The 13,251-nt window shown below is 61.6% G+C and carries 11 protein-coding genes and 1 tRNA gene; 9 read left to right on the plus strand and 3 right to left on the minus strand.

Annotated elements, in window-relative coordinates; all coding sequences use genetic code 11:
- Positions 1 to 54: 54 nt before the first annotated feature.
- The 4 genes from ACFX4T_RS03280 to ACFX4T_RS03295 all read left to right on the plus strand — a co-directional run bounded on the left by ACFX4T_RS03280 (position 55) and on the right by ACFX4T_RS03295 (position 7,622).
- Positions 55 to 951: an SURF1 family protein gene (locus tag ACFX4T_RS03280; RefSeq protein ID WP_377650762.1), complete on the plus strand. Its 897-nt coding sequence runs from the start codon at positions 55 to 57 to the stop codon at positions 949 to 951.
- Positions 948 to 1,448, plus strand: coding sequence for a DUF3817 domain-containing protein (locus ACFX4T_RS03285; RefSeq protein ID WP_377650763.1), 501 nt, complete (start codon positions 948 to 950; stop codon positions 1,446 to 1,448). Before ACFX4T_RS03280 ends, ACFX4T_RS03285 begins: the two co-directional genes overlap by 4 nt.
- A 121-nt stretch (positions 1,449 to 1,569) precedes the next feature.
- Complete coding sequence (guaA, locus tag ACFX4T_RS03290) at positions 1,570 to 3,159, plus strand: glutamine-hydrolyzing GMP synthase (RefSeq protein WP_223946515.1); 1,590 nt, start codon at positions 1,570 to 1,572, stop codon at positions 3,157 to 3,159.
- A gap of 128 nt (positions 3,160 to 3,287) precedes the next feature.
- The gene (locus tag ACFX4T_RS03295) at positions 3,288 to 7,622 is read left to right on the plus strand and encodes an AAA family ATPase (RefSeq protein WP_377650764.1); all 4,335 of its coding nucleotides are present in this window, start codon (positions 3,288 to 3,290) and stop codon (positions 7,620 to 7,622) included.
- Between the two features lie 60 nt (positions 7,623 to 7,682).
- Here the strand turns inward: ACFX4T_RS03295 and ACFX4T_RS03300 are convergent, their stop codons facing one another.
- From ACFX4T_RS03300 to ACFX4T_RS03310, 3 genes are all read right to left on the minus strand, one after another.
- Positions 7,683 to 8,333 carry an RcpC/CpaB family pilus assembly protein gene (locus tag ACFX4T_RS03300; protein WP_377650765.1) on the minus strand — a complete coding sequence of 217 codons (651 nt, stop codon included), beginning with the start codon at positions 8,331 to 8,333 and terminating at the stop codon, positions 7,683 to 7,685.
- Positions 8,334 to 8,542: 209 nt separating this feature from the next.
- On the minus strand, positions 8,543 to 8,815 hold the full coding sequence (locus tag ACFX4T_RS03305; RefSeq protein WP_377650766.1) for an FmdB family zinc ribbon protein: 273 nt from the start codon (positions 8,813 to 8,815) through the stop codon (positions 8,543 to 8,545).
- 156 nt (positions 8,816 to 8,971) lie between these two features.
- Entirely contained in the window at positions 8,972 to 9,586 is a 615-nt protein-coding gene (locus tag ACFX4T_RS03310) for a 5-formyltetrahydrofolate cyclo-ligase (RefSeq protein ID WP_223946513.1), read from the minus strand.
- Between the two features lie 112 nt (positions 9,587 to 9,698).
- Here ACFX4T_RS03310 and galU point away from each other — a divergent pair, with 112 nt between their 5' ends.
- The 5 genes from galU (at position 9,699) to ACFX4T_RS03335 (ending at position 13,223) form a co-directional block, all read left to right on the plus strand.
- Complete coding sequence (galU, locus tag ACFX4T_RS03315; RefSeq protein WP_377650767.1) at positions 9,699 to 10,631, plus strand: UTP--glucose-1-phosphate uridylyltransferase GalU; 933 nt, start codon at positions 9,699 to 9,701, stop codon at positions 10,629 to 10,631.
- A gap of 5 nt (positions 10,632 to 10,636) precedes the next feature.
- Positions 10,637 to 11,263, plus strand: coding sequence for a GNAT family N-acetyltransferase (locus tag ACFX4T_RS03320; RefSeq protein ID WP_377650768.1), 627 nt, complete (start codon positions 10,637 to 10,639; stop codon positions 11,261 to 11,263).
- A 131-nt stretch (positions 11,264 to 11,394) separates the two neighbouring features.
- Complete coding sequence (locus ACFX4T_RS03325) at positions 11,395 to 12,306, plus strand: hypothetical protein (RefSeq protein ID WP_377650817.1); 912 nt, start codon at positions 11,395 to 11,397, stop codon at positions 12,304 to 12,306.
- Between the two features lie 6 nt (positions 12,307 to 12,312).
- Positions 12,313 to 13,113, plus strand: coding sequence for an SDR family oxidoreductase (locus ACFX4T_RS03330; protein WP_377650769.1), 801 nt, complete (start codon positions 12,313 to 12,315; stop codon positions 13,111 to 13,113).
- A 37-nt stretch (positions 13,114 to 13,150) separates the two neighbouring features.
- Positions 13,151 to 13,223 (plus strand) — tRNA-Ala (locus tag ACFX4T_RS03335).
- Positions 13,224 to 13,251 lie beyond the last annotated feature (28 nt).

A 13,251-nucleotide genomic window follows, 5' to 3' on the forward strand; every position in this document is an offset into this window, starting at 1 on the left:
AGGTTCCTACTGTTCGTTTCGTTGTTCTACAGCCGGACGAAGTACGGTTAAGGGGTGTTGAAAACCGCGCTGAAACCCCGCTGGATCGCAGGACTCGTCTTTGCGCTTCTCTTGTCCGCGGTGTTTGTGCTGCTCAGCCAGTGGCAGCTCAGCCGGTCCACCCAGCACGAAGCTCCCGTTTCGTCCAGCATTGAAGAGGTCAAGCCGCTGGTGGACGTCCTGCAGCCGGGGCAGTTTTTTCCTGGTTCTGTTTCGGACCAGATGGTTACCGCCACAGGGTCCTACGATCCTGCCAAGCAGGTCCTGGTTGAGGGCCGCCTGTACAACGGCCAGAAGGGATTCTGGATTGTCTCGGCCTTCGCGGTGGACAATGCTCCCAAACTGAGCGGTGTCGCAGCCTCGCCCAACACCTGGATTCCAGTAGCCCGGGCCTGGGTGGCCGATGCCGCCCAAGCCGGTCCGCCGCCGTCGGGCACCATCACGCTGACCGGCCGCCTGCTGCCCTCTGAAGCGCCGGTGCCAAACGTCGACGCCGGTCCAGGCCGGGCGTCCGCGGTGGCCGTTGCCGAACTTATCAACATCTGGGACGTCTCCAGCTACCAGGGCTTCATTGCCGCAACATCCGAAGTAGCTGGTGGTGTTCCCGTCGCCGCCAATGACGCGGCAAAGCCTCTCAATATTCCAGCGCAGCCGCCGGAACAACAAATCAACTGGCTGAACCTCTTCTATTCCGTTGAGTGGGTGGTCTTCGCAGGATTCGCACTGTACATCTGGTGGCGGATGGTGGCAGACGACTACCGTCGCGACCTCGAAGACGACGAGTTCGACTCACCTGACGACGGATTTGACGACGGATTCGACGAGCCATTCGACGATGACAGAGACCACCCCAACGAACCGACCAGCCCTGAACCCCAGCAACCTGGGCCAGAACAAAAGGTGCAGCAATGATTGAGCCCAAGCCGGCCATCCAGCCCGAGCAGTCCGGACCCAAGCCGGAGAAGCGCAGGTTTGGCGGAACGGAAGCCCAAATCCGTTCGGCGCTGAAGTTCTACAAGGTCATGGCCTACCTGACCGGTGCCATGCTCCTGCTGCTCTGCGCCGAGCTGATTGCGCGCTACGGTTTCGGCGTTTCACTTTTCGCCGGTGGGACGGACGCTGTTACGGGTCAGCCCTTCGGCTTCGGATTCGCCGAGTCTGAGCCCAAGGGCGTGATCGGTGGCTTCAATATCTCCACCACCGTCTTGATAGTTCACGGCTGGATGTACGTGGTGTATCTGGTGTCCAACTTCCGGTTGTGGTCGCTCATGCGCTGGCCGTTCTCCAAGCTGGTCTTGCTGGCATTGGGTGGTGTGGTTCCGTTGATGTCCTTCATCGTGGAGAAGAAGTTCCACGCCCAGGTTGAAGCGGAGCTGGCAGCGAACCCGCAGGCCTCAAAGCGCTACTAGCCGCGGCGAAGGCCGCCTGTTAGGCATCAGGATGTGAGATGCCTAACGGCTGGCCCGTAATTGACCTGTTCGGGCCCCCGCCAACGTGCACCGGGGCGGTCCGGCAAAGTAGTCTTGGTTGGTGACTACTCCCACCGCACCCCAGACTTCCCAGAAGCCGGTGCTGGTTGTTGACTACGGTGCCCAGTACGCGCAGCTGATTGCCCGCCGCGTCCGTGAAGCGAATGTGTATTCGGAAATCGTTCCGCATACCTTCACCACCGAGCAGCTTCTGGCCAAGAACCCGGCAGCCATCATCCTTTCCGGCGGACCTTCCAGCGTCTACGCAGAAGGTGCTCCGCGCGTTGGAGCGGACCTTTTTGAAGCCGGGGTGCCCGTTTTTGGTATCTGCTACGGCTTCCAGGCCATGGCCAACGCCCTGGGCGGAAAGGTGGCCCAGACGGGCCTCCGGGAGTACGGTGCCACCGAAGCACTGGTAGTTGGCGATGCCCGCTCCATCCTTGATGGCGTGCCGTCTTCACAGAACACCTGGATGAGCCACGGCGACTCCGTCCATGAAGCACCCGAGGGCTTCGAAGTGCTGGCCACCACAGCCGGTGCGCCGGTAGCCGCCTTCGCCAACGAGGAAAAGCGCCTCTACGGTGTGCAGTGGCACCCCGAGGTCAAGCACTCCGTGCATGGCCAGCACGTCCTGGAGAACTTCCTGTTCAAGGGCGCAGGCCTCAAGCCCAACTGGACCACGGGCAACATCCTCGAAGAGCAGGTGGAACGTATCCGCCAACAGATCGGCGATTCCAAGGTCATCTGCGGTCTTTCCGGCGGTGTGGATTCGGCGGTTGCCGCAGCCCTGGTACAGCGAGCCGTTGGCGACCAGCTGACTTGTGTCTTCGTGGATCACGGCCTTCTTCGCGAAGGTGAAGCGGAACAGGTTGAACGCGACTTCGTCGCTGCTACGGGTGTCAATCTGTACGTTGCCAACGAGCAAGAGCGCTTCCAGTCTGCGCTGGCCGGAGTCAGCGATCCCGAGACCAAGCGCAAGATCATTGGCCGGGAATTCATCCGCGCCTTCGAGGAAGCTGAGCGGGCCATCATCGCCCAGGCAGCTGCCGAGGGTGAGAAGATCAAGTTCCTGGTCCAGGGCACGCTGTACCCCGACGTCGTCGAGTCCGGCGGCGGCGAGGGCGCTGCGAACATCAAGAGCCACCACAACGTGGGTGGGCTTCCCGAAGATCTGCAGTTCGAACTCGTCGAGCCGCTGCGCGCCCTGTTTAAGGACGAAGTCCGCGCGGTCGGAGCCCAGCTTGGCCTGCCCCAGGAAATCGTTGGCCGCCAGCCATTCCCCGGCCCTGGCCTCGGTATCCGCATTGTCGGTGAAGTCACCAAGGAACGCCTTGACCTGCTTCGCAAGGCTGACGCCATTGCCCGTGCCGAGTTGACTGCTGCCGGCTTGGACAACGACGTATGGCAGATGCCGGTGGTTCTGTTGGCTGATGTCCGCAGCGTCGGCGTCCAAGGCGATGGCCGCACCTACGGCCACCCGATCGTTCTCCGTCCGGTATCGTCCGAAGACGCAATGACGGCTGACTGGTCGCGTTTGCCGTACGACCTCCTGGCCCGCATCTCCAACCGCATTACCAACGAAGTGGATGGAGTTAACCGCGTGGTGCTGGACGTCACCAGCAAGCCGCCGGGAACCATCGAGTGGGAATAGCATTCTGAGTGGCCGGCCTCCCTTGGGAGGCCGGCCACTGTTCTTTCAGCTGTGAAATGACGGCGAATTTCGCATTGCCACAGTGTTGCGGAGCGGGCTGAAGGAGTATTCCCGCTACCCTCGAAAGTATGCCGGTATGGTCCAAGGCGTCTAAAGCTAGTACAGAAAAGAAGGCAGCAGTTGTGTCATTAGGTCAAGGCCAGGAAGAGGGCTCCGAAGAGCTCCGGAAATGGCTGTCCGGACTTAAGCCCGTTACAGGGGCGGACACGATGCTGCGTTTCGTGAAGACGCCCGAAGGCGCCATCGATCTCAGCAACGCACATCCCTCGGGCCTCGCGCAGCTGCTGGCGGGGCGTAGAACGCGGTTGTCCACGCTGATCCGCGACCGGCAGCAATATCTGGTGGCGGCACGGGCCGCGCGCAACATCCGGTCCAAAATTTTTGAGCTCAGCAATGATCGCGGTATCGAGGCCGGGTACCTCTCCGCGGGCACGGTGGTGTGGACTTCAGCCGTAGGTGGGAAACCCCAGCGGGTTTCGGCTCCTGTCATGCTGACCTCCATTGTCCTGACCGTTCGCCCGGGCGAGGACGATTTCGAGTTGCAGCTCACCGAGCAAGCACGCATGAACCCGGCTTTGGTGCGTCACCTGAAGACCGTCCACGGAATCGTCTTCGACGTCAATGCAGTAGCCCGCATGGCCTACAACACCGCCAGGCTGGACCCCCAGCCGGTCCTGGATCGCCTGGCTACCCTGGTTCAGCCCATTCACGGCGCCGAAGTTGAATTCAACTTGCTCGTAACCACTTTGGCTGATCTTTCAGGAAACCTGGACGATCCGTGGATCAACATGAACAACCCCACCGTGGCAGCCTTGGCAGCTGTTGCCAATGGTGGCGACATCGAGCCTGAACCCATCAAAGCGGGGCGATTCGCCAGCCTCGATGAACGCGACCCGGCAGACGAACTGCTTTTGCTAGATGCCGACACGGACCAGCAGTATGTTGTGGACGCTGTCCGCGCAGGAGATTCGCTTGTTGTCAGCACCCCACCAGGCAGCGGCCAGACCCAGACAGCAATCAATGCGATTGGCGCCTTGGTCAGCGAAGGCAAATCCGTCCTCGTAGTGGGGGACCGGCAGTCCAGCCTTGCGGGACTATCTGCGCACCTGGAGTCGCTGGGCCTCGATTCGATGTTGTTCCGTCCAGGCAACGGCACCACACCCCAGCAGCTAAAGGGCCAGTTGGTCCGTGCCATCATGCGCAACGAAAAGGCACTGGAACCGCAGCTTGGGAACCTCCATCAGACGCTGATCGGACACCGGCATGCCCTGATGGACCATGTTGCCTCGCTCCACAACGTCCGCGAACGTTGGGGCTGCTCGCCGTACCAGGCGATGCAATCATTGGCCGAATTGACGTCCATCCACCCTGCGCCGTCCACCACAGTGCGCCTCAAGCGCAGTGTGCTGGACAACATCAAGGACCGTGAAGAACTCGCTGGCCGCTTGCGTCGCGCTGCCGAGCTGGGTAGCTTTAGCCGCTCTTCCACGTCCAGCCCCTGGTACGGTGCCCGCCTCGTAACCCGCAAGGAGACAGAAGAGGCCCAACAGCTTGCCCGCATCGCCGTGGAGAAACTTCCCGTACTGCGCGATCGTATGAAGCAGGTTTCGGATCATGCCGAGATCCGTTTGGCGGACACTTTCACCGAGTGGGGCGCGCAGCTTGAATTGTTGATTGCCGTGCGCGAGAGCCTGGACAAGTTCACTCCGGATATTTTCGATCGCCCGGTGCATGACCTCATCTCTGCAACTGCAAGCTCTGCGTGGCGGCGGGAGCGAAACCTGGAGATGCCCTCCATGCAGCGTTCGAGGCTGCGGCGGGTGGCAAAAGAGTATGTGCGGCCTGGTGTTCACATTGCGGACCTGCACAGCTCCCTGGTCCTCGTCCAGGAGCAGCGTGCACTGTGGGCAGGCTATGCCACCACGCAACGCCACCCGGCCGTGCCGTCCGGGCTCGCCGACCTCGGGTCCTTGTACCGCGAACTCGATGGCGAGCTTCGCCGACTGGGTGAGGCACTCAAGCACACCTCTGCCGGTGGTTCGCTGCACCAGACGCCATACCTGGAACTGATGGAGCGGCTCGAACGGCTCGTAGCGGACACAGCCACGCTTGAAACGCTCCCCGAGCGCACGCTCCTGATTGAGGAGATGCGCGAGCACGGACTTGGCGAGCTGCTCGCTGACCTTGCTGCCCGTGAAGTGCCGGCCGCTTCCGTGGCAGCCGAGCTGGACCTCGCCTGGTGGCAGTCTGCTTTGGAAGCAATGATCAGTGGTGACGACTACCTCGCCATGTCCGACGGCGACTCCCTCCGCCGCCTTGAAGCTGAGTACCGCCTTGCGGACCAAGCGCACATTGCCAGTGGTGCTGCACGTTTGCGGTGGCAGTTGGCCCGGAAGTGGGGCGAGGGGATAGTGGAGCACCCCCGGCAGGCCGAGTTGCTTCGAGCCCTGCTCAAGGATGGCCGGGTTACGCTCCCGGCTCTGAGTGCCCAGGCTCCTGACCTCGTACCCATGCTTGTCCCGGTGTGGTCCGTGAGCCCCTACCTGTTGACGGGAGTTCTTCCCGCGGAGCAGAAGTTTGACGCCGTGATCATCATCGATGCTGAATCGACGTCGCTTCAGGCGGTCCTTCCGGCGATTGCGCGAGCCCGGCAGGTCATAGCCTTCGGTGACGCGAAGATCGCCAATGCCCGCACCTTCAGCGTGGCCGTGGAACCTCCGGTGGCGGGAGTGGCAAGCCATGAGACCGTGGACAGTGCGTTCAAGGCCCTGGCACGCGTCCTGCCCACCTGGCAGCTGAACTGGGTCTACCGGGCCGTCGATGAGGACCTGATCCTGCAGTTGAGCAAGAACTACTACGACGGCGGCCTCCGGCGTTTGCCCGATGGCAGTTCGGTGACGGGCCTGGATCGTTCGATCCTGGTGGAGTACATCCCCGATGGAACCGGACTCCCAGGCGCCGACCATGAGGGCGTTGAATCCGTTACGGCGGAGGTCAACCGAGTGGTAGATCTTGTCTTCGAGCATGCCAGGCTTCGGCCCCGGACTTCCTTGGCTGTGGTCACGGCCAGCCTGCGCCATGCTGCGCGGATTGGCGAGGCTATCAGGCTTCAATTGCCCAACCACCCCTTGTTGTCCGCCTTCTTCGGAGCTGGCCCCGAGTCCTTCCGCGTAGTGGACCTCGAGCGAGCCCAAGGCCTCGTGCGTGACCATGTCATTTTCTCCCTGGGCTACGGCCGGACTCCACATGGCCGCGCCTTGCACTCGTTCGGACCCCTGTCCACCGAGGGCGGACGAAACCGCTTTGCCTTGGCAATGACCCGCGCACGCCGTTCCATGCACGTCCTAAGCTGCTTCCGCCCGGAAGATCTGGATCTGGATCGCCTGGCACATGGGGCCGTGGACTTTTACGAACTGCTGGACCGGGAACTGTCCGGGAACAGCAACCTTGGAACTCCTGCCTCGCGCGCCGTTGCCAGCGAACAGGCATTGGGCGAGGACCCTCTGGTTGCCGATCTCGGCGAGAGGTTGCGGGCCAGGGGTGCGCGCGTGTGGCACCTCTATGACGGTGTGCTGGACATTGCCGCCGCTGCCGATCCCGTCCACACGATTGGACGGGAAGGCGCCGAGATTCCCACGCCCGTTGCAATCGAGTCGGATGGCACGGAACGTTACCGGCGCATGAGTGTCCGCGAACGTAGCCGTCTGAGGCCCCAGCTTCTGGAACGCATGGGCTGGCGGTACATGTCCCTGTGGACCATTGAAGTGTTCACGGATCCCTCGTCCTGCGCAGATCGAATCGGCTCCTATTTGGGACTTGAGAACCATGTTCCCCAGGCCGTGACGCCATCGGAGCATGGCTTCCTGGACATGGATGTTGAACAATTGAATCTGGACAATGCAGGTTCCTCGTATGCCAGCTCCTCCTTTGGGAGTTCCTCGTACACCGGGTCCTCGTACAGCAGTTCCTCGCAAAGCAGGTCCTCGTACAGCAGTTCCTCCGCAACCCGGGCTTCGCATCGGCAAGGCCCAGGAGGTGCCCAGGCATCGCTGGAACCACAGCAGCCCGGGCAGGCGGATGTGGACAGGCGCAGGGGATCGGATAGCGAACCAAGCGACGCTGAAGCCGGCAATCCAACCCGCAGTGATCCAGAGGATGGGACTGAAGCACCAGTGAATGAACAGGGAACCGGCAACGACAGCGGCTCTGAGGAACAGGCCACAGCTGGGGGCGCCGAAAACGCACAAGAGCAGGCAGAGACAAAGACGCCAGCGGCGAAGCAAGCCTCGGGTGGAATCTTGCCTACCAAGGCAGCTGAAGACGATCCCCGGCGTTGGGGCGACGAAGACAACTATGACCATGAGCAGTGGTTGAAGGAGCAAAAGCCCCCGCATTGGGGCTGATTGCGTCATGGAATTCAAACCTGCACCATGGATTGACCAAACCCTGGGATTGAACAAAACCTAGGGATTGACCAAAACAAAGAAAAGCTTGCCTTGCGTTGATGCGCCGGCAAGCTTTTCTGCTTGTGGGCGATCTGCAGCTACCACCATCAAGCCGTCGGTGTCGCTGGTTCCGAGCCATTGGCCGGGTTTACCTCCTTGGGCAGATGTCCATAGAACAGGGACGGACGCGGCCAGGACTTCGGTTTGCCGGGATTCGTCGTATGAACCGGCGGCGGTAAGTACTATATTCACCAGCTGTCCCGGGGACAGAAGCTGGATGGATGAAGGGTCGGCCATGCGAAGGGGGACCGCAGCTGAGCCGACAGGTGCACCGGTGAGAAGTCCCGGCCCTAGAAGGTTGGATTCAGTGGGGATCTGCCCTTTGGTCAAGGGCGAGGCAAGCTGGCGGCCCACCAGTGAAACGTGATCCTCCAGGGCTCCGGAAATCGCGAGGTCGGGCGGCACGCCAACATTGGTGAAGTCTGTCTTGGTGAGGCTTGTGCCTGCTGCGAGGTCATGGGCAGCCACGAGAATGCTGACGCGCTGCTCAGAGACAGGGGTCAGCTGTTGGACAGTAATGCCCGTGGCCAGGCAGAGCAGCAGTGCAACTGTCAGCCGACGATTCCGGGCGGCCCAGAATTTGTGGCTCTGCCTGGAGCCCAGCCTCACTTGGCGATGTGGCCTCTGGTTCCGAGGGAGGAATTGGCCAGCCCTGGTTGATGGCTTGTTCCGGGAGCGACCAAGGCCCCTGATGGGCGGACTGGCATGTTCGCGGCGGGGGAGTAGCGAAGTGGTTGACTTTAGTGGCATGACGCCACGTTAGCCACCGGGCTCGGCCGCCCAACAGCGGCCGGGTGCCCTATGTGGAAAAGTGCTGGCTAGCTGGCTGCGGCGGCGGCTGCGGGTGCAGGGGTGGCAGCGGGGGCCGGCGCGGCCGGGGAGGAGGGCGCAGCGGAGACGGTGCTGCCCTTGGCATCGCGCGAATCCGTGCGGTAGAAGCCCGAGCCCTTGAAGACAACGCCGACGCTGTTGAACTTCTTGCGAAGCGCGCCCTTGCATTCAGGGCACTCCGTCAGGGAGCTGTCAGAGAAGGACTGGACGATGTCAAAGGCATGGTCACAGTCTTTGCAGGCGTATGCATATGTGGGCACTGAGTTCCTCCTTCAGGACAAAGTTCAGGTCCTGTGGAGCCGTGGCGGAGAATCTCCGCATTAGCAGTCCCAGGGCCTGAGTGCCAATTCTATCATCCCCAGCCGGCTCATTCGCTATCTGCCAAGTCGATGTAAGTGCGGGACTTTACGTATGCGTCAATCCAGGTCACTCCCGCCGCCAAGGGTGATGATTCCCGAGGGCGTCAGAGCATCCGGCACCGGGCGGTCAAAGGGCTCGGCGGGGATAGCTCCTGAAGGCAACACATCGTCGTCGTACACCACCGCAATGGTGGGCGGCCGCCCACCGGAATTGTCCAGGTGTTGGAGGAGACGGTCGTAGTAGCCGCCGCCTTGTCCGATGCGGTTGCCATCCCGGTCCACGGCGGTGGCCGGCATGAAGATGCCCGCAACGGCGCTCACCACAGCACTGTCCAAACGCTCACCTTCGGGTTCGTCGATGGGTGCGTAGTCGGATCGGACGAATGCTGTCTCCGGCGTCCAGTACACCCAGCTCAACTGGCGGCCGGCCTCGCAAACCGGAAGCAGGACCTGGTGACCGGCGTCGTGGAGCCCTGCGATCAGGGGCATGGTTGGGGGTTCGTGGGAGACACCCACGTAGATGGCGAAGGTCCTGGGTGATCCGGCCGAAATTTTCCGGGCCCATGCCAAGCCGTGCCGCGCAATCGATTCGCCGGCTTGGGCTAGTTGCTCCTTGGAGAGGCTGCGCCTGTATAGGCGTCGGCTGCTGCGGATGTCTTCCTTCGATGCCATTTTTGTCCGATCATGAGATTCCCGAGGGCTGCCGTGGTCTACGTAAAGCAGCAAATCCGCTCAATTTCAAGGGTTCTTTCTGCGTCTTGCCACGGCGAGGGTTTACCCGTTGATGTATTCCTTCCGTTACATTAGTCCGGTGACTCTCGATAACAATGCTGTCCGTAAGGCCGTCATCCCCGCAGCGGGTCTTGGTACCAGGTTCCTCCCCGCCACAAAGGCGATGCCGAAGGAAATGCTGCCCGTGGTTGACAAGCCAGCCATCCAGTACGTCGTCGAAGAAGCGGTGAAGGTTGGCCTGCACGACGTCCTGATGATCACCGGGCGCAGCAAGCGCGCCCTGGAAGATCACTTTGACCGTGTGCCGGCGTTGGAAGCAACGCTGGCAGAGAAGGGCGATACGGCCAAGCTTGAAGCCATCCAGTCCGCCACCAACCTGGGCGACATCCACTACGTCCGCCAGGGCGACCCCAACGGCCTCGGCCACGCGGTCCTTCGTGCAAAGCAGCACGTCGGGCACGAGCCCTTCGCCGTCTTGCTGGGCGATGACCTGATTGATCCCCGCGAGGACCTGCTCAGCGAAATGATCGCTGTCCAGCAGAAGACGGGCGGTTCCGTTGTTGCCCTCATTGAAGTTGAGCCGTCCAAGATCAGCGCCTACGGTTGCGCCGACGTCGAGGAAAACGATGAGGACGGCTACGTCCGCATCAAGCAGCTGGTGGAAAAGCCGTCCCCCGAAGAAGCTCCATCAAACCTCGCGGTGATCGGCCGTTACGTTCTCCACCCGGCAGTGTTTGACGTTCTGGAGAACACTGCTCCCGGACGCGGCGGAGAGATCCAGCTGACGGATGCCCTTGAGGTTCTGGCTGCCGGGGAAGGTGAAGGCTACGGCGTTTATGGCGTTGTCTTCCGTGGACGCCGCTATGACACCGGTGACAAGCTGAGCTATTTGAAGGCCTGCATCGAGTTGGCATGCGAACGCGATGACCTGGGGCCCGAGCTCCGCGAGTGGCTGCCCAGCTTCACCGCCGGTCTTCCCAAATAACACCGGTGTACGGCTCTGCGATCTGGCCGGTAACGCTGGAAAGCGGAGCCTTGGTGCTCCGGCCAATCCGTTACCGCGACAAGCGGGAGTGGTCTGAAGTCCGTTCGCGGAACAGTGAATGGCTTGCGCCTTGGGAGGCGTCCAATCCTGCGCCGGGTGGGCGCCTGCCCAGTTACCGCCAAATGGTGGCATCCCTGAATGCTCAAGCCCGGCAGTCCACGGCCTTGCCCTTCCTCATCACAGAGCGGACCGAGGGTTTCCGTGATCCTCAAATTGTGGGCCAGTTGACGGTCTCATCCATCGTGTGGGGTTCGGCAATGATGGCCACCCTCGGCTACTGGGTTGATAAGGAACGCGCCGGGCACGGTATTGCTCCCACTGCAGTTGCGATGGCTACGGACCACTGCTTCCGGACCCTTGGCCTGCACAGGATGGAAATCAATATCCGGCCTGAGAACGCGCCCAGTCTCAGGGTGGTGGAAAAGCTCGGATTCCGGGACGAGGGCTACCGGCAGAGATACCTGCACATCAATGGCGAGTGGGCGGATCATCGCTCTTTCGCGCTTACGTCGGAGGAAGTTCCGCTGGGACTCCTTGACGGGTGGCTCAGAGGAAGAACAGGCACCTCATAGGCCCTTTTGAGCCGTATCTCCATTCATTTGCGGACTCGCCGACGACACACCGACCGCAATGCCGCCGCCCCTGATGATTTGCTTCTACGGTTTTGAATGTGGACTTCCCTCTCAGCAGCTCAGTGATACTCGTGGTCACTGTCGCGCTTTGGATGGTATGGGTCGCTCCTTACGTTCTTCGGAACAGACGGCAGCAGGTCCAGGCAGCCGCTGTTTCAGCAGAGGCATTTGACGACGAACCAGACGAAACGCAGGCAGGGGTGGTACTGACTTTGGCACCCCGGCAGGAGAAACCGATGGAGACCATGCACAGCAAAGCACCGGCGTCGCCCCAGGAATCCAGCATGGCTGAGTCGTCTACCAGGAAGCCGCCCGCCACTCCCTTTACGATCCGTTATGCCCGGCTCACCTTGGCCTTGGCCGGCCTTGCCTTATTGCTGACTGCCATTGTTTCGGGTGTGCTGCGGCTGTTCGGCACCGGTACCGTCTGGCTGCCGTTGGTGTCGTTCGTGGGTTCGGTACTTGCCGTGGTGACTTTGCGTCGACTCGCCCTCCGGGATCTCCGGGAACGGCGCGCGCGTCGGGCTGCACCAGTGGTGCCTATCAAAACCCCTGCACGGTACCTGCCAAAGGAACCGCCTGTCGAAGCCAAGGAAACTCCGGTTTTCGATGCTGAGGCTGGAAAGCTCGAAGCCGCACGCCTTTCGGCCGTGGAACTACGCCAGGCTGCCTTGGCTGTTGCCCTGGCTGCTGGCGACAAGTCCGTTGGTGACAAGTCTGCTGAAGCGGCGGCAGGTTCCGAAGATGCCAGCTGGGAACCGGTTGAGGTTCCCAAGCCCACCTATGTTGGTGCCGCCAAGGCGCCGCGCCCCGCTCCGGAGCCCTTGGATCTTCCTGAAGCTCCCAAGCCTGTGGGCAAGCCGGTGCTAAAGCAAAGCGTTGAGCAGGCGGAGGCCGCAGCAGCTGCGCAGGTGCGTACCGCATCCAAGGGCCAGAGTGCCCTGAGCAACCTGGATGATGTCCTGCAGCGTCGCCGCGCCTAGCCTCGCATGACCACGCTCTGTGTTGCAGGTGGCACCGGCCAGGTAGGCCATGAAGTTGTTCGCCAGGCGCTCGACGCCGGCCACACAGTATCCGCCCTGAGCCGCCATATGCCGCCTCCCGGTTCGGAGAAGCATCACGACGGCGCCACCTACTTTGCTGGCGACGTCACCACGGGCGAAGGTTTGGCAGCTGCGCTGGCGGGAGCCGACGTCGTTATTGATTGCCTTGAGGGCCGGTTCGGGAAAGCCCAAAAGGAATTCGCCGACGGCGGCGCGCGTCTTCTGGAAGCCGCTCACCACGCAGGGGTGCGCAAGGCTGTGGCCTTGTCGATTATCAATTGTGACCAGAGCACGTATTCCTTCTATGTTTCCAAGGCGGACAAGGAACGGGTTTATGCGAGGGCCGAACTGGAAACGGTTGTTATCAGGGCGACACAATTCCACAGCTTGGTGGAAATGATCTTTGCTGCAGGCGCAAAGGTGCGGTTGATTCCGACATTCAAGGGTGTGCGCTTCCAAACGATTTCACCCAGGGAAGTCGCAGTTGCCTTGCTCGAAGTTGCACTCGAAGCGCCTTCGCCGGAGCGGCATCGTGTCAGGACTATTGGTGGGCCGGAGGTCCTGGCGATGAAGGACATGGTGGAGTCATGGAAAGCCATTACTGGTGCGCGAGGAAAGGTTCTGGACGTCCCAGTGCCGGGTGCCATGGGCGCCTACCTACGTGCAGGGCTCAACCTCATGCCCGAGCAAAGGTATGGCACTGAAACGTTCGTGTCGTGGTTGGAAAAGCGCCCGGAAACTTTGTAGCCTAGGGACACTGGCCCGGCCGTAGACGCCGTGCCCAGGGGCTATAGCTCAGTTGGTAGAGCGCTTCGTTCGCATCGAAGAGGCCAGGGGTTCAAATCCCCTTAGCTCCACAGAAGAGGCCCTCCAGCCTCCAAGCTT

The organism is Paenarthrobacter sp. YIM B13468 (genome assembly GCF_042788025.1).
Classification (GTDB): Bacteria; Actinomycetota; Actinomycetes; order Actinomycetales; family Micrococcaceae; genus Arthrobacter; species Arthrobacter aromaticivorans.